Source organism: Burkholderia sp. BCC0405, assembly GCF_902833075.1.
Taxonomy (GTDB): domain Bacteria; phylum Pseudomonadota; class Gammaproteobacteria; order Burkholderiales; family Burkholderiaceae; genus Burkholderia.
The window spans coordinates 81,867-96,844 of sequence record NZ_CADFEO010000001.1 but is presented as its reverse complement, the minus strand read 5'-3'; the positions used below and the strand labels follow the sequence as shown (position 1 = coordinate 96,844).

The window sequence follows — 14,978 nt, the reverse complement described above, 5'->3', positions numbered from 1 at the left end:
CATTGATATTGCGATATTGAAGAGACTAATTGGCCTCCCGACAATGCGCAACATCATCACAAGAAGGAGGGGCGCGCCGCGCCGACCGACATGACCGACATCACCACCGCCGCGCAGCAGGACGACACGACCATCCGTACCGACGCCGCCTGGCTCGACGCGCACTGGATGCCGTTCACCGCCAACCGCCAGTTCAAGGCCGATCCGCGCATGATCGTGTCGGGCCAGGGCGCGTATTACACGGACGCCGAAGGCCGCAAGATCTTCGACGGCCTGTCGGGTCTCTGGTGCACGGGCCTCGGTCACGGCCGCACGGAAATCGTCGAAGCCGTGAGCCGCCAGGTCGCGCAGCTCGACTACGCGCCGGCGTTCCAGTTCGGTCATCCGAAATCGTTCGAGCTTGCGAACAAGATCAAGGACCTGACGCCGGCCGGCCTCGACTACGTGTTCTTCACGGGTTCGGGCTCGGAAGCGGCCGATACCTCGCTGAAGCTGGCCCGCGCGTACTGGCGCGCGAAGGGCAAGGGCACGAAGACGCGCCTGATCGGCCGCGAGAAGGGCTACCACGGCGTGAACTTCGGCGGTATCTCGGTCGGCGGGATCGGGCCGAACCGCAAGCTGTTCGGCCAGGGCCTCGACGCCGACTTCCTGCCGCATACGCAACTCGCCGAGAACAAGTTTTCGCGCGGGATGCCCGAGCACGGCGCCGAACTGGCCGACCGCCTGCTCGAGCTGATCGCGCTGCACGACGCATCGAACATCGCGGCCGTGATCGTCGAGCCGTTTTCCGGTTCGGCGGGCGTGGTCGTGCCGCCGAAGGGCTATCTGAAGCGCCTGCGCGACATCTGTACCGCGCACGACATCCTGCTGATCTTCGACGAGGTCATCACGGGCTTCGGCCGTGCCGGCGCAATGACGGGGGCCGACGCGTTCGGCGTGGTGCCGGACATCCTGAACTTCGCGAAGCAGGTGACGAACGGCGCGCAGCCGCTCGGCGGCGTGATCGCGACGAAGGAAATCTACGACACGTTCATGGCCGCGGGCGGCCCCGAGTACATGCTCGAGTTCCCGCACGGCTACACGTATTCGGCGCACCCGGTCGCGTGCGCGGCCGGCATCGCGGCGCTCGACCTGCTGGTGAAGGAAGACGCGGTGGCCCGCGTGCGCGATCTCGCGCCGCATTTCGAGGCGGCCGTGCACGGGCTGAAGGGCCAGCGCCACGTCGCGGACATCCGCAACTACGGGCTCGCGGCCGGCCTGACGATCGCGGCGCTGCCGGGCGAGCCGGCACGGCGCCCGTACGAGATCGCGATGCGCTGCTGGGCGAAGGGCTTCTACGTGCGCTACGGCGGCGACACGATCCAGCTGGCGCCCCCGTTCATCTCGGAGAAGCGCGAGATCGACAACCTGGTCAACGCGCTGTCCGACGCATTGAACGAAGTGGACTGAGCCGCGGCTTGCCCTCAAGCGACAACCGAATTCACGAAAGAGCCTGAACGATGAAACACGACAGCAATGTGACCTCCACCGTCGGCCACCTGATCGACGGCAAGCGCGTCGACGGCGGCAGCCGCGTCCAGCCGGTGTTCGACCCGGCCACCGGCGAATCGAAAAAGAGCGTCGCGCTCGCCGACAAGCCGACCGTCGAAGCGGCGATCGCGTCCGCGCAGGCCGCGTTTCCGGCCTGGCGCAACACGCCGCCGCTGAAGCGCGCCCGTGTGATGAGCCGCTTCAAGACGCTGCTCGAGGAGCATGCCGACGAGCTGTGCGCGCTGATCACGGCCGAGCACGGCAAGGTGCTCGCCGATGCGATGGGCGAACTGCAGCGCGGGATCGAGAACGTCGAATACGCAACCTACGTGCCGGAGTTGCTGAAGGGCGAGCACAGCAAGAACGTCGGCCCCGCGATCGATTCGTGGAGCGAGTTCCAGGCGCTCGGCGTCGCGGCCGGCATCACGCCGTTCAACTTCCCGGTGATGGTGCCGCTGTGGATGTGGCCGATGGCCGTCGCGTGCGGCAACACGTTCGTGCTGAAGCCGTCGGAGCGCACGCCGTCGTCTACGTTGCGGATGGCCGAGCTCGCGCTCGAAGCCGGCCTGCCGCCGGGCGTGCTGAACGTCGTGAACGGCGACAAGGAAGCGGTCGACACGCTGCTGACCGACCCGCGCGTGAAGGCCGTGAGCTTCGTCGGCTCGACGCCGATCGCCGAATACATCTACTCGACCGGCTGCGCGCACGGCAAGCGCGTGCAGGCGCTCGGCGGCGCGAAGAACTTCGCGGTCGTGATGCCGGACGCCGACATCGGCAACGCGGTGAACGCGCTGATGGGCGCCGCGTACGGCTCGTGCGGCGAACGCTGCATGGCGATTCCGCTGGTCGTCGCGATCGGCGACGATACGGGCGACCAGGTCGTCGCGGGCCTGAAGGCCGAGATCGAAAAGATGAAGGTCGGCCCGGGCAACGGCGCGGGTGTCGACATGGGCCCGCTCGTCACGCAGCAGCATTTCGACAAGGTGACGGGTTTCGTCGAAGCCGGTGTGGCAGCGGGCGCGACGCTCGTCGTCGACGGCCGCGGCGTGAAGGTCGACGGCCACGACGGCGGCTATTACCTCGGCCCGTGCCTGTTCGACAACGTGAAGCCCGGCATGCCGATCTACCAGCACGAGATCTTCGGGCCCGTGCTCGGCGTGATCCGGCTGAAGTCGCTCGACGAGGCGATGGCGCTGATCGACGCGCACGAATATGGCAACGGCACGTGCCTGTTCACGCGCGACGGCGAGGCCGCGCGCTACTTCAGCGACAACATCCAGATCGGCATGGTCGGCATCAACGTGCCGCTGCCGGTGCCGGTTGCGTACCACTCGTTCGGCGGCTGGAAGCGTTCGCTGTTCGGCGACCTGCACGCGTACGGTCCGGACGCCGTGCGTTTCTACACGAAGCGCAAGACGATCACGCAGCGTTGGCCGTCGGCCGGCGTGCGCGAAGGGACGGTGTTCAGCTTCCCGTCGAACCGCTGACGCGCCACCCGGCCGCATGCGTCGCCCGCCCGCATGACGGCGGACGACGCAGCGTGGCCGGCGCGATCGCGAGAAGGTCCGCCCGGATCGACGATCCGCGCGAGCTTTTTGACGCACGAGCAGCGTGCGCGGAAGACGGCGGACGAGCGCCTACGGCGCAACCACGTGCCACATGTCCTTGAAGTTGTCGCCGTTGCGGTCGCCCTGTTTCATGTCCTTCGAGTAGAAGTACAGCGGCTTGCCCTTGTATGCCCATTGCGGGCTGCCGTCGTCGCGCTTGACGATCGTGTAGGGCCCGACCGGAACGTCGGTCGCGCTGGCCTTGTACGGCGGCCAGAAGGATTCGCACTGGCCCGTGCACGCGCTGGTGCCGGCGTTGGCCTTGTCCTTGTCGAACGTATAGACGGTCATTCCGTTCGCGGCGACGAGCGAACCGTTTTCGACTTTGGTGATCGAGCCTTGAGCCGACGCCGAAGCGGATGCAATGGCGAGCAGGGCGGAGCTGACGAGCAGCGCGGCTTTCATGAGGGCCTCCTGTAATCCGGTGGGCGGCCGCGATCGTGCGCACGGTCGAGCGGGCTCGACGATCGCGATGAATGGTGCCGGAACGCGGCGCCGTAGCCGCCGGTGCGAGCGACGCAGGGTCGGATGGCGGCAGACGGAGCGCTTCATTCACGATAGGCGGTTTTTGGCAGGGCTGCGAGAAAGTCCGGACGGGGACCGGCGTCGCGCAACGATGCAGCGAGTGCCGTCGCGATCCGGTATTCGGGATCCGTCCCCGAGCCTGCATGGCGCGTGCGCCGATGCGTCAGCGCCGTGCGCGATTGGTGAGCGCGACGCCCGCGATCACGAGCGCGCCGCTGGCCAGCATCGATGGCGACAGCGGTTCGCCGAACAGCGGCACCAGGTTGGTGAACACAGCCGCGCGGGCCGTGCATGGCGAAACGGCTCACCCATGCGGGATCGGCCGCCGCCGCGTCACACCCACAGCCGATACATCCAGAACGATTCGTCCTCGATGAAGCGTTGCGTGAATTCGCTCGGCGAGAAACCGGTGATCCGCTTGACCTCGCGGCTCAGGTGCGCCTGGTCGGCGAACCCTTCGTCCAGCGCCAGCGTGGCCCAATTGAACGCGGTGCCGGCTTCGAACCGGTCGCGCGCCGCGAAAAACGCGCTTTCCGTCCTGACGAGCGCCTGCCATTCGCGCAGCGATCGGCCGCTGTAGGTCTTGATGCGCCGTTCGACCTGACGCGGGCTGTGCGTGCCGCGCCATTCGCGTGCCTGCAGCGCGAGGCGCTCGACCCAGTTGCGCCCCGCGTGGCGGAGCGACGACAGCGGTGTAGCGGGCCGAAGCGCCTGCCAGCGCGGCGCGAGATGACGTTCGATGGCCGCCAGCACGTCGGCATCGCGCTCCGCGCCGAGCAGGCCGTCGAGCAGCGGGCGCCAGTCGTGGCCGAGACACGCGTGCGCGTCGAGCACGCGGTCGTGGATGTCCGGCAGCACGACGCCGAACAGCGCCCGCGCCGCATCGGCGGTGAAGCAGATCAGGCCGATCCTTCCACCCGTCGGCGCCCAGGCGACGGTGGGGGCCGAATGGCTGCCCGACAGCGTCGCCGCGGCCCCGAAGGGGCGCCACCGGGACCCGTCGGCCGCGGGTTCGACGAAGCCCACGTCGAGATCCCGATACCACGACACGCACACCAGCGGCGTGGCCGGAAAATGCGAGAGCCGCTGCGCGTCGCTCAACGCGAACCCGCGCGTGTCGTGCAACACGATCGCGACCACCGCGCCCTGCAGGGCAGCCGGCGCGGGGTACAGCCGCCCGTGCGGCGACCGCCCGTCCCTCAGCACGCGAGGTGCGCGTGCCAGCGGATCGGGGCATGACGGCGAGATCGATAACGGATCGGAAAACATGACGCCGGAGTATAGGGACAGGCCAGACGCGTGTCGATGTCGTTTGCGTTCAAGACCGCCGGCCCGCCGATGCGGACAATCCGGCCCATGAATACGCGATCCACTTCCCAATGTCCATTCCATGCGGGCGCCCCGGCTTCGGCGCCCGTGCTTCACCCGCCCGGCGTGTGGCCGCCGGGGCCGCGTGCCGGCCTGACGGGTTGGGGGCTGCTGCGCACGATGTCGCGCGACCTGCTCGGCACGCTGGCCGGCTGGCAGCGCGCATACGGTGACGTCGTGCACTTGCGAATGTGGCCCGAGCATGCGGTGGTCGTGACCGATCCCGCGCTCGTGCGCGAACTCCTGGTGACGCATCACGATGCGCTCGGGCGCTGGGAGCGAGCCGTCCGGGTGTTTGAGGAGGTTCACGGCCATGGCGTGCTGATCGCCGAAGGCGACGCGTGGCGCGACAAGCGGCACGCGTTGCAGCCGAATTTCATGCCGAAGCCGGTTCAGGCGTTCGTCCCGTCGATCGCGGCGACGGCCGGGCACGCGCTTGCGCAGTGGCCCGCACGCGATCCGGAATGGCCGATCGAAAGCGCGCTGACGTCGCTGGCGATGGACGTGATCATGCGCACGATGTTTTCGGAAACGATCGGCGACGATGCGCGCACGGCCGAGGAGGCGGTGCGCGTGGTGAGCGCGGCGGCCAACGCGGCGTTCTACGTGCCGGCGAGCACGCCGGACTGGGTGCCGTGGAAGCGCGGCAAGGTGCGGGCGATGGCAGTGCTGAACGCGCTGATCGACCGGCAACTGCATGCGCGCCTCGACCGGCCCGAGCATGCGTGGCCCGACGATCTGCTGTCGCGCCTGTTGTGGCTGCATCGGACGGATGCGCGGAAATGGCCGCTGCAGGCCGTGCACGACGAATGCGTGACGGCGTTCTTGGCCGGCCACGAGACGACGGCCGGCGCACTGACCTGGTGGGCATGGTGCATGGCCACGAATCCGGCGATGCAAGCCGCCGCGCGCGACGAGGTGTCCCGCGTGCTGGGCGGTCGCGCGCCGTCCGCCGAGACGCGCGCTTCGTTGCGCTACCTGACGCAGACGCTCGACGAAACACTGCGGCTGTATCCGTCAGCGCCGATCCTGATCAGCCGTCGCGCAGCGCGGCCGATCACGCTGGGCGCATGGCAGTTTCCAGCGCGCACGCTGTTCATGCTGCCGCTGCAACTGATGCAGCGCGATCCGCGATGGTTTCCGGCGCCCGATGCGTTTCGTCCGGAGCGCTTCGCCGACGATGCGCCGGCGTTGCCGCGCGGCGCGTACATGCCGTTCGGTACCGGCCCGCGCGTGTGCCTCGGGCAACATCTGGCGATGACGGAAATGACGGTTGTGGCCGCAATGATCCTGCAGCGTTACGTGTTGTCGGTGCCGCCCGGCATGGCACCGCCGCGCGAGGTGTTGAACGTGACGCTGCGGCCGGAGCGGACGTTGCATTTGGCGATCGCGCCCGCCGCGGCCGGCAGTGCCGAGTGACGCGTGCGGCACGGCCGGGCGAGCGGGGCGCCGATGCGACGGGGGCATCGAACGCGACGACATGCTCGCCGGGCTCGCGTGTCGTGAACGATTGCCGTTCGCGCAATGCGGCGTCATCGAATCGTCGGAATGTGAATGCCTGCCGGCCGCGCCTTTCGGCGCCGCTGGCGCGGCGTCGCGCAGCACCTATGCTTGAAGGGCCCACGCCGGGCGGAGCCCAAGGAGGCGGTCATGCGCATGCTACTCAACATACGAATCCCTCACGAGCCGTTCAATACGCTGGTGCGCGACGGCAGCGTCGGCGACGTGATCTCGCGAATACTCGAAGCGGTCAAGCCGGAGGCCGTGTATTTCACGGAGCAGAACGGCGGGCGCGGGGCGGTCGTGATCGTCGATCTGGATGACCCGTCGCAGATCCCGGCGCTCGCGGAGCCATGGTTCCTGATGTTGAATGCGGACTGCGAGTTCCGCGTGGTGATGTTGCCGGACGATCTCCGGAATGCCGGGCTCGCGCAGATCGGCGCGAAATGGCAGTAGCAGGACGCTGCGCGAGGGTCTGAACGTGACGTCGCGGCCGGAGCGGGCGTTGCACCTGGCGTTCGCACCGACGGGGCTGACGGGAAGCGGCGGCAGTAGCATCGCGCGAACGCGTCGCGCGCAGCGGCGGCAAACGGGGCGCCGCGCCCCGCGAAGCTGACGTTTGACTGTCGCCGACAGCGCGCGGAACGCCACCCGCCCGAGCATGTCAACCGGCACCTCCCCGATTGCGTTGTCGTGCCATCCGACCAATCGGGAGCGTCCGATGCGCAAGCTGCTGTTGTCCGTGGTGCTGGGTTGCGCGTGCGCGATCGCGAGTGCGCAGACGGTGGTTCACTTTCCGTCGACGGACGGCCCGCCATCGACGATGCTCGACGGCTACCTGTTCCCCGCGCCCGGCGCCGGCCGTCATCCCGCACTCGTGTTCCTGCACGGCTGTTCGGGCATGTTCGCGAAATCCGGCAAGATCTATTCGCGCGAGCGCGACTGGGCGTCTCGCTTCAACGCCGCCGGCATCACGGTGCTCGAAGTCGACAGCTTCAATCCGCGCCATCACGGCGAGATGTGCGCGCCTGGGCATTTCGTCGGTGAGATTTATCGCGCGCGGCCGTTCGACGCGTATGGCGCGCTGAAGTATCTGCAGTCGCTCGATACCGTGCGGCCCGATCGCATCGGCGTCGTCGGGTGGTCGCTGGGCGGCGGGACGGTGTTGAACGCGATCCGTGCGTCGAGCCCGGCGCGGCCCGCCTCGCTGCCGGATGGCGATTTCCGCGCGGCGGTGGCGTTTTATCCGGCAAGCTGCAACGTGAAGGCACAGGGTGCCGTGTGGCAAAGCGCCGTGCCGTTGCTGGTGCTGATCGGCGAAGACGATGTCTGGACGCCGTACGCCCCGTGCAAAACGCTATTCGACTCGGTTGCACCCGGTACGGAAGCAACGTTTCATGCGTATCCCGCCGCGTACCACGACTTCGACTGGCCGGACATGCCCGTGCATGCGATGCCCGCCTTTACGACGAAGGCCGGCGTGGTGCCGATCGAAGGGACGGAGCCGGTGGCGCGGGCGGATGCGCAGCAACGGGTGGTCGAATTCGTCAGCGCGCACCTGCTCGCGAACTGAGCGGGTTGGCCGGCGCGCTTGCCCCTCGACTATTGCGCCGGCCGGGACGGCTCGACGTTCACGGGGGGCCTGCTCCTGGGCCGCAGCAACAGCAGCAGCCCGCACAGCGCGGCCGCGCCGACGAAAATGAAGAACGCTCTTTCGTTCCACGCTTTCAACGCGTCGGACGCGGAGCCGCCGGCACTCCCGGCCGCGGCGCCGGCTTCCAGCAGGAACGTGAAGACCGCCGGCACCGGTGCGGAACCCAGGTAGGCCAGGAACGCGAACTGCAGCCGGCCACGCGTGAGAATCGACCAGACATCTTTCCCCATCAGGTAAGCGGCCAGCAGCAGCGGTGGCGCGAGCACGATCGACGCGGCGCCGATGGCACACAGAAGCAACCAGCCAAGTCCGACGAGCGGAATGAGCGACATGAATCGGGATTCCTGTTACGAGGCAGTCTCGTTGTCGACGGATCGTCCGTATGTGTTTCAACGGACAACCAGGGAAGGCGGCGATTCACGGATATTGCACGATTCCGCGCCCGCTGCCATCCGCCTTTATCGATGTGTCGACGTGTTCATCCCGCCGCATCTTCCCCCAACGCCTGGATGAAGCGCGAAAACAGCTCGGGCTGCGACGAGATGCCAAGCTTCGCGTAAAGATGCCGCCGGTGCACCTTCACCGTTTCGGGCGATATCGCCAGCCGCTCGGCGATCGCCTTCGACGAATTGCCGCGCAGCACCATTCTCGCGATCGACATCTCGCGATCGGTCAGCACGCCCGCGCCGAAGCGGGCAAGCGCCTGCTCGACCCGCGCACCGAGATCGGCATCGGGCGTCGCGCGTGCCGCGTCACCCACCAGCCGCCAGTGCTGCCGGATCGCCGCGAGCACCCATGGCATCGCGGCCGTCAGCTTGCCGAGCGGCTCCACGTCGAACCGCGTGCCCGCGCCGAGCGACAGCGACAACAGCAGGTCGGCGTTTGGCCGCACGAGGATCTGGATCTCGTCTTCGCCAACCGCATCGCGGAAGTAGCTCTGAAAATACTCACTCTGCCGGAACAGGTCGGGCGCGACTTCCTCGAGCCGGTAGCAGCCGTCGGCGAGCCCGTCGTGAGCGGCCTGCAGGAACGGATCGAGCAGATATAACCCATTCAGGTAAAGCGGCACCGGCGACGCGGCATCGGTGCCGCCCGTGTCGTATTCGTCGAGCACGAGCGGCACGCCGTCGCGGCCGATCGCGGTCGCGAGCGCGTTGTCGAACGGCGCCATTTCGTTGAGCAGCAGCACCAGAAACCGCCAGAAGCGCGGCTGGCCGAGATGATCGATTGCGCGGCCGAGCGCCTGGTGCATCGCGATTTCGGAAAAGATACGATCCATACCACCACCGGAAGGGCGTAACACGAAGGGGGAATAGCGGTCCTGAAATTGGCTTCCTAGACTGCCACGCAATCAGTCGGGCCCGAGTATGGGTGTTCAAAAAACGTTGGCAAAGCAGGACAGGAGAACGAAATGGCGATGATGTCGGAATCGACGGGCACGCTGCAAGCGGCGCCTGCAACGGAAGACGCGCCGCGCGCGCTGTCGCAGACGCTCAGCGTGCGCGATGCGGTGATGATCACCGTATCCGGCGTGACGCCCGCGAGCTCGATCTTCGTGATCGCGCCGTTCGCGATCCAGCAGGCCGGCAGCGGCGCGGTGCTGTCGTTCCTGCTCGGCGGCGTGCTCGCGCTGGCGTTCGCGCTCTGTTACGCGGAGCTCAGCGCCGCGCACCGCAGTGCGGGCGGCGAATACGTCATGGCCAAGCGCGTGTTCGGCACGCTGCCCGGCTACCTGACCTTCATCACGGTGCTGTCCGTCAGCGTGTTCATCCCGGCCGTGCTCGCGAGCGGCGCCGCGCCCTACCTGAACAACGCGCTCGGCACGCATTTCGGCAACCAGTCGGTCGCGCTGACGATCGTGCTGCTCAGCTACCTGCTCGGCATGCTGAACATCAAGACGAACGCGTGGATCACGGGCGCGTTCCTGGTCGTCGAGATCGGCGTGCTGATGCTGATCGCGGGCCTCGGCTTCGGTTCGCCGCATCGCGGCGCCGACGCGCTGATCGCGCCGGTCGTCGCGAGCGGCAACGCGCTCGTGCCGGCGACACTGGCCGCGATCGTCCCGGCGATCGGCACGGCGATCTTCTGCTACAACGGCTTCGGCTCGGCCGCCTATCTCGCGGAAGACCTGCGTGGCGGCAACCGCAATGTCGCGAAGGCGGTGATCTACTCGCTGCTCGTGATCCTCGTCGTCGAACTGATTCCGCTCACCGCGATCGTGCTCGGCGCCCCGTCGCTGACCGAGCTGACGAAGAGCGCCGACCCGATCGGCTACGTCGTGCGTTCGCTGAGCAGCCCGGCCGTGTCGCGCGTGGTCAGCGGCGGGATCTTCCTGTCGGTGTTCAACGCGATCATCGCGATCGTGATCACGATGGGCCGGCTGCTGTACAGCAGTGGCCGGCACGCGCTCTGGTCGCGTACCTGCAACCGTGCGTTCTCGACGATCCATCCGCGCCTCGAATCGCCGTGGCTCGCCACCCTGGCGCTTGCGGTGCCGTCGGCCGGGCTCGTGTTCGTGTCGAGCCTCGACGAACTGACCGCGTTCACGGTCGACCTGCTGCTGCTGATCTATCTGGTCGTCGGGCTGGCCGCACTCGCGAGCCGCTTCGTGCGCCGTGACGTCGAACATCACTACCGGATGCCGTTGTGGCCCGTGACGCCGCTCGTCGCGGTAGCCGGCGCAGCCTATACGCTCTACACGACGCTGGCGACGGCCACGAAACCGACCGACCTGATCATCATCGCGGGGCTGCTGATCGCCGCGCTCGTGATGTATGGGGTCTGGGCGCGCCACAGCGAAGCGTTCCGCACGCTCTGAGCGCTGGCCCTGCCGAAGCACTGAAACACCGAACCATTGAGAGACTGGAGGAATTGCATCATGCGCACGAGGGATCTCGGCATCCGCATCGGACTCGGCACACCGGGCCGCTTCAACGCGATCACGGACGTACCCGGTGTGCGGGTCGGGCATTGCACGCTGAACGTCGAGAACGGCGACGCATCGATCCGCACCGGCGTCACCGTCATCGAGCCGCGTGCGGGCGCCGCGCACGATTCGCCGTGTTTCGCGGGCGTGCACGTGCTGAACGGCAACGGCGACGCGACGGGGCTCGAATGGATCCGCGAGGCCGGCCTGTTGACCACGCCGATCGCCTATACGAACACGCACAGCGTCGGCGCGGTGCGCGACGCACTCGTCGCGAACGAGCGCGAAGCGGCGGCCGGCCGCGTGTACTGGTGCATGCCGGTCGTGATGGAAACCTACGATGGCTTGCTGAACGACATCTGGGGGCAGCACGTGAGCGCCGCGCATGTGCAGCGCGCGCTGGCCGCCGCGCAGCCGGGGCCGGTTGCCGAAGGCGGCGTGGGCGGCGGCACGGGGATGATCTGCCACGAGTTCAAGGGCGGCATCGGCACCGCGTCGCGCGTGCTCGCGGCCGATGCAGGCGGCTGGACCGTCGGCGCGCTCGTGCAGGCGAACTACGGCGTGCGCGAGATGCTGCGCGTGGCCGGCTACCCGGTCGGCGAAGTGCTGCGGCATGTGCCTTCGCCGTTCCGCGCGCCGGACGCGCAAGGCGAGGCCGGGATGGGATCGATCGTCGTGACGATCGCGACCGACGCGCCGTTGCTGCCGCATCAATGCACGCGCCTTGCGCAGCGTGCGAGCGTCGGGCTGGCGCGCGTCGGCGGGGGCACCGAGGATTCGAGCGGCGACATCTTCCTGGCGTTCGCAACGGGCAACGACGGCCTGCCGGCGGCGAACTACGGCAGCAAGGGCGCGCCGACCACCGGCGTGCAGATGGTCAACAACGACCATATTTCCGCGCTGTTCGTCGCCGCGGCGGAAGCGGTGGAGGAAGCGATCGTGAACGCGCTCGTCGCGGGCGGCGACGTCGAGTCGCGCGGTGCACGGGTCGAAGGGCTGGGGCAGGCGCGCTTGCTGGATGCGTTGCGCGAGGTGGGCTGGCGGCCGGGGCGCGGCGCCTGAAACGGCATGCGCCGCTTCAATCGAAGCGGCGTAGGCGGGAGCGTCGATGCGGCGAGCGGCCGGGCCGCCGCTCGCCCGCGCATGCAAGGCGGACGGTGCGGGCGTGGCCGTGACGACGCGGCGTCATGCTCAGCTGCCGAAGTAGATGTTGCAGAAGCTGACGGGGCCGACACAGGCGTTCGGGTCTTCCTGCTTCGATTGCGAACGATCGGCGCGGCCTGCGGTTGCGACGGCTTCGGCGCGGTTCGCCTGCTGCTGTGCGACGTCTGCCGGAGCCGGCTGTGCGTGAGCAACGGCAGCGGTGAGCGACAGGGCAACGAGGGCGAGGTGCAGCGGCTTCATGTTGGTTTCTCCTGGGTGAGTGCCAGTCTCGCTGGCAGTGAGGAAACTATAGGCTCGCACTGCTTAAAGATTAATCACCGCGGCTGTAGAGCTTATTTCCATCCGGAACAAGGATCCGGTTGCGCGCGCATCGATCGTCAATGGCGGAGCCGGTTGAACGGCGCGTCCTTGTCCAGCAGCGCGCTGCGCATGAAGTGCAGGCAGCCGACGATCCGCTGCATGCGGTGCCGCTCGTCGGGCACCGCGTACCACGCCTGCAGCGTGTGCTGCGCCGCGCGGATCGCGAGGTTCACCGATTTCAGCGTGCGCGCGTGATGGCCGGGTGTCGGGTCGTCGAAGAAGCGCGGCAGCTCGCGCAGCACCGCGTCGATCGAGCCGGTCCAGCGCAGCGTTTGCGGCGGCTTCGATGCGCGGAACGTGTTCAACTCGTCGCGCAGGTCGATCACCGCGTGGCCGACCTCGAGCGTCGACAGCATCCAGCGCAGCGCGTCGCGATGCTGCCGCGTGCGCTTCACGAGCAGCGTGCGCAGCTGCGCCATCAGGTCGTGCGTACTCGACTGGAAGCGCTGGGCGAGGCCATCCGGCGCGCCTTCGCACGCCAGCGTGACCTGCCGGCGCAGGTCGTGCGCGATGCGGCCCGTGAGCCACGGCATGTGAGTCGGGAACACGACGGCGAACACGAGCGCGCACGCGAGCATCGCGACGACGATCGCCAGGCCGTTGTTGATCAGCACCTCGGGGGTATACGCGATCGCGTTGTCGGGCCCCGCGAGCAGGCAGAAAAACACCGCGAAGCCGATCCCGTAGCCGGACAATCCCGGCCGCATCGCGAGAAACGCGCCGAGACCGAGCACCGGCGCGAGCGCGGCGCACAGCAGCGGGAAGCCGTCGATGTTCGGATACACGTAGCACAGGAACAGGTAGCCGACGGCGGTCGCGAACGCCGCGCCGACGCTCATCTGCGCAACGAACTTCGGCGCGCGCGGCGACGTCGAACTGAGCGCGCACGCGATCGCGGTGGCGATCACGGCGAGCGGGCCGCTCGGCCATTCGGAGGCAAGCCAGAACGCACTCATTGCACCGACGGCGACGATCGTGCGCAGGAACGCGAACCCGACGAAGAACGCGTTGGTCTTCACCGCGTAATGCGTGACCGAGCGCTCGAATGCGTGATCGTCCTGGTCGAGCGACGCATAGGTGTCGGCGTAGCCGAGATATTCGCCGATGAAGCGGTACAGCAACTCGATCGCGGTATCGAAGTCGAGCAGGCCGCCGGCCGCATGATCCTCGATGTTTCGCCGCGACGCGCGCGCGGCTTTCGGCAGCGCGCTGTGGAAGCGGCGCAGTTCGAGCAGCGCGCCGGTGGCCGGCGAGACGCCGCGCGGCCGCTCGTCGCGCAGCGCGGCGAAGCGCTGCGCGAGCGCGTCGACGTGCGGCGCCAGCGCATCGAGCACCGCGTCCGCGCCGTTCGCGCGCAGCCGCTTGACGAGCTGGTGCAGCGCATGCAGCCGCGTGCACGCGTTCATGAATTCGCTGTTCAGCCGCGCGAGGCGGCGGCTGCGCGCGCGAATGTGCGGATCCTCGAACGACGCGAAGGCGCGATTGGCCTCGAAGCCGACGATGTCGTCGACGAAATCGGCGAAGCGCCGCTCGAAATCGCCGCGTGCGACGTCGCCCGCGAGCGCGCCGGCCGTGAACGCCGCGAACGTCGCATGGCGCGTGCCCAGCGAGCGCATCAGCGCCTTCGCGGAGCTGAGCGGCAGGATCAGCGCGCTGACCGCACCGGAGCACGCGATGCCGAGCGCGACTTCCGCGGCGCGCGTGAGCGCGGACTGGAACAGTGTCTGCGGGGTCGTCACGGCCGGCAGGCCGATCAGCGCGGCCGTGTAGCCGGCGAGCACGAAGCCGTACCAGCGGAAGTGGCGATTGCGCACCGCGAGCGCGATGCAGGTGCCGATCCACAGCGTGATGCCGGCCATGTACAGCTCGGGCTGCTGCGCGAACAGCCCGCCGAGCGCGAGTGCGGCAACGAGGCCGGCCGCCGTGCCGAGCACGCGGTAGAAGCTCTTCGCGAACACCATCCCCGACAGCGGCTGCATCAGCACGAACACGGTCGTCATCGCCGTGCGCGGCTGCGACATCTCCAGGCGCATCGCGATGCCCATCGCAAGGAGCGCCGCGAACACCGTTTTCGCGAGGTGCAGCCAGATCAGCCCGTCGCTCGCGGCCCAGTCGCGTGCCGCGTCGCCGAGTGGATCGAGCCATGTGCTCCATCGTGCCGGTTCGATGGAAGGTCGCTCGATCGCAGGTTGTGGCTTCATGAAAAGAGGGGGCTGGCACGGGGCCGGGCGAGATGCGCGGCGCGTCCGAACGGGTCCGTTCGACTGTTGAGGCGCCGATTGTAGGAGTGCGGCGCCCGCGCATTAACGCAGTTGCGGGGAAACGATAGTTGCAGCCGGAGTAA

At 68.2% G+C, this 14,978-nt stretch carries 14 protein-coding genes; 8 read left to right on the top strand and 6 right to left on the bottom strand.

The genetic code is table 11. The annotated features are described in order from the left end of the window. Nucleotides 1-90 precede the first annotated feature (90 nt). Together HWX36_RS00440 and HWX36_RS00435 are read left to right on the top strand one after the other, a co-directional pair. Complete coding sequence (locus tag HWX36_RS00440; RefSeq protein ID WP_175950335.1) at nt 91-1,449, top strand: aspartate aminotransferase family protein; 1,359 nt, start codon at nt 91-93, stop codon at nt 1,447-1,449. 50 nt (nt 1,450-1,499) lie between these two features. Continuing rightward, nucleotides 1,500-3,017 carry a CoA-acylating methylmalonate-semialdehyde dehydrogenase gene (locus HWX36_RS00435; RefSeq protein ID WP_175950334.1) on the top strand — a complete coding sequence of 506 codons (1,518 nt, stop codon included), beginning with the start codon at nt 1,500-1,502 and terminating at the stop codon, nt 3,015-3,017. 150 nt (nt 3,018-3,167) lie between these two features. Here HWX36_RS00435 and HWX36_RS00430 read toward each other — a convergent pair whose 3' ends face one another. Together HWX36_RS00430 and HWX36_RS00420 are read right to left on the bottom strand one after the other, a co-directional pair. Further along, complete coding sequence (locus HWX36_RS00430; RefSeq protein ID WP_175950333.1) at nt 3,168-3,542, bottom strand: hypothetical protein; 375 nt, start codon at nt 3,540-3,542, stop codon at nt 3,168-3,170. Between the two features lie 453 nt (nt 3,543-3,995). Then, nucleotides 3,996-4,931 carry a helix-turn-helix domain-containing protein gene (locus tag HWX36_RS00420; RefSeq protein ID WP_175950332.1) on the bottom strand — a complete coding sequence of 312 codons (936 nt, stop codon included), beginning with the start codon at nt 4,929-4,931 and terminating at the stop codon, nt 3,996-3,998. 87 nt (nt 4,932-5,018) lie between these two features. On the opposite strand from HWX36_RS00420, the gene HWX36_RS00415 reads away from it, so the two are divergent. From HWX36_RS00415 to HWX36_RS00405, 4 genes are all read left to right on the top strand, one after another. Beyond that, the gene (locus HWX36_RS00415) at nt 5,019-6,449 is read left to right on the top strand and encodes a cytochrome P450 (RefSeq protein WP_175950331.1); all 1,431 of its coding nucleotides are present in this window, start codon (nt 5,019-5,021) and stop codon (nt 6,447-6,449) included. Nucleotides 6,450-6,510: 61 nt separating this feature from the next. Further along, nucleotides 6,511-6,645, top strand: a complete 135-nt coding sequence (locus tag HWX36_RS37555) for a hypothetical protein (protein ID WP_279613370.1) — start codon at nt 6,511-6,513, stop codon at nt 6,643-6,645. A 35-nt stretch (nt 6,646-6,680) separates the two neighbouring features. Continuing rightward, the gene (locus tag HWX36_RS00410; RefSeq protein WP_175950330.1) at nt 6,681-6,986 is read left to right on the top strand and encodes a panthothenate synthetase; all 306 of its coding nucleotides are present in this window, start codon (nt 6,681-6,683) and stop codon (nt 6,984-6,986) included. Nucleotides 6,987-7,251: 265 nt separating this feature from the next. Next, nucleotides 7,252-8,103, top strand: a complete 852-nt coding sequence (locus HWX36_RS00405) for a dienelactone hydrolase family protein (RefSeq protein ID WP_175950329.1) — start codon at nt 7,252-7,254, stop codon at nt 8,101-8,103. A 29-nt stretch (nt 8,104-8,132) separates the two neighbouring features. Here the strand turns inward: HWX36_RS00405 and HWX36_RS00400 are convergent, their stop codons facing one another. After that, entirely contained in the window at nt 8,133-8,516 is a 384-nt protein-coding gene (locus HWX36_RS00400) for a hypothetical protein (protein WP_175950328.1), read from the bottom strand. A 146-nt stretch (nt 8,517-8,662) separates the two neighbouring features. Beyond that, entirely contained in the window at nt 8,663-9,463 is an 801-nt protein-coding gene (locus tag HWX36_RS00395) for a helix-turn-helix transcriptional regulator (RefSeq protein WP_175950327.1), read from the bottom strand. A gap of 132 nt (nt 9,464-9,595) precedes the next feature. Between HWX36_RS00395 and HWX36_RS00390 the strand changes: the two genes are divergently transcribed. Then, the gene (locus HWX36_RS00390; RefSeq protein ID WP_175950326.1) at nt 9,596-11,002 is read left to right on the top strand and encodes an APC family permease; all 1,407 of its coding nucleotides are present in this window, start codon (nt 9,596-9,598) and stop codon (nt 11,000-11,002) included. A gap of 60 nt (nt 11,003-11,062) precedes the next feature. Then, nucleotides 11,063-12,172, top strand: coding sequence for a P1 family peptidase (locus HWX36_RS00385; protein ID WP_175950325.1), 1,110 nt, complete (start codon nt 11,063-11,065; stop codon nt 12,170-12,172). Between the two features lie 129 nt (nt 12,173-12,301). Here the strand turns inward: HWX36_RS00385 and HWX36_RS00380 are convergent, their stop codons facing one another. Beyond that, nucleotides 12,302-12,514, bottom strand: coding sequence for a hypothetical protein (locus HWX36_RS00380; protein WP_175950324.1), 213 nt, complete (start codon nt 12,512-12,514; stop codon nt 12,302-12,304). Nucleotides 12,515-12,651: 137 nt separating this feature from the next. Then, on the bottom strand, nt 12,652-14,835 hold the full coding sequence (locus HWX36_RS00375) for an FUSC family protein (RefSeq protein WP_175950323.1): 2,184 nt from the start codon (nt 14,833-14,835) through the stop codon (nt 12,652-12,654). Nucleotides 14,836-14,978 lie beyond the last annotated feature (143 nt).

Excerpts from the sequence above, each read along its gene's own strand:
- HWX36_RS00440 (WP_175950335.1), top strand. The coding sequence starts at position 91 with ATGACCGACATCACCACCGCCGCGCAGCAGGACGACACGACCATCCGT.
- HWX36_RS00435 (WP_175950334.1), top strand. The coding sequence starts at position 1,500 with ATGAAACACGACAGCAATGTGACCTCCACCGTCGGCCACCTGATCGAC.
- HWX36_RS00430 (WP_175950333.1), bottom strand. The coding sequence starts at position 3,542 with ATGAAAGCCGCGCTGCTCGTCAGCTCCGCCCTGCTCGCCATTGCATCC.
- HWX36_RS00420 (WP_175950332.1), bottom strand. The coding sequence starts at position 4,931 with ATGTTTTCCGATCCGTTATCGATCTCGCCGTCATGCCCCGATCCGCTG.
- HWX36_RS00415 (WP_175950331.1), top strand. The coding sequence starts at position 5,019 with ATGAATACGCGATCCACTTCCCAATGTCCATTCCATGCGGGCGCCCCG.
- HWX36_RS37555 (WP_279613370.1), top strand. The coding sequence starts at position 6,511 with ATGCTCGCCGGGCTCGCGTGTCGTGAACGATTGCCGTTCGCGCAATGC.
- HWX36_RS00410 (WP_175950330.1), top strand. The coding sequence starts at position 6,681 with ATGCGCATGCTACTCAACATACGAATCCCTCACGAGCCGTTCAATACG.
- HWX36_RS00405 (WP_175950329.1), top strand. The coding sequence starts at position 7,252 with ATGCGCAAGCTGCTGTTGTCCGTGGTGCTGGGTTGCGCGTGCGCGATC.
- HWX36_RS00400 (WP_175950328.1), bottom strand. The coding sequence starts at position 8,516 with ATGTCGCTCATTCCGCTCGTCGGACTTGGCTGGTTGCTTCTGTGTGCC.
- HWX36_RS00395 (WP_175950327.1), bottom strand. The coding sequence starts at position 9,463 with ATGGATCGTATCTTTTCCGAAATCGCGATGCACCAGGCGCTCGGCCGC.
- HWX36_RS00390 (WP_175950326.1), top strand. The coding sequence starts at position 9,596 with ATGGCGATGATGTCGGAATCGACGGGCACGCTGCAAGCGGCGCCTGCA.
- HWX36_RS00385 (WP_175950325.1), top strand. The coding sequence starts at position 11,063 with ATGCGCACGAGGGATCTCGGCATCCGCATCGGACTCGGCACACCGGGC.
- HWX36_RS00380 (WP_175950324.1), bottom strand. The coding sequence starts at position 12,514 with ATGAAGCCGCTGCACCTCGCCCTCGTTGCCCTGTCGCTCACCGCTGCC.
- HWX36_RS00375 (WP_175950323.1), bottom strand. The coding sequence starts at position 14,835 with ATGAAGCCACAACCTGCGATCGAGCGACCTTCCATCGAACCGGCACGA.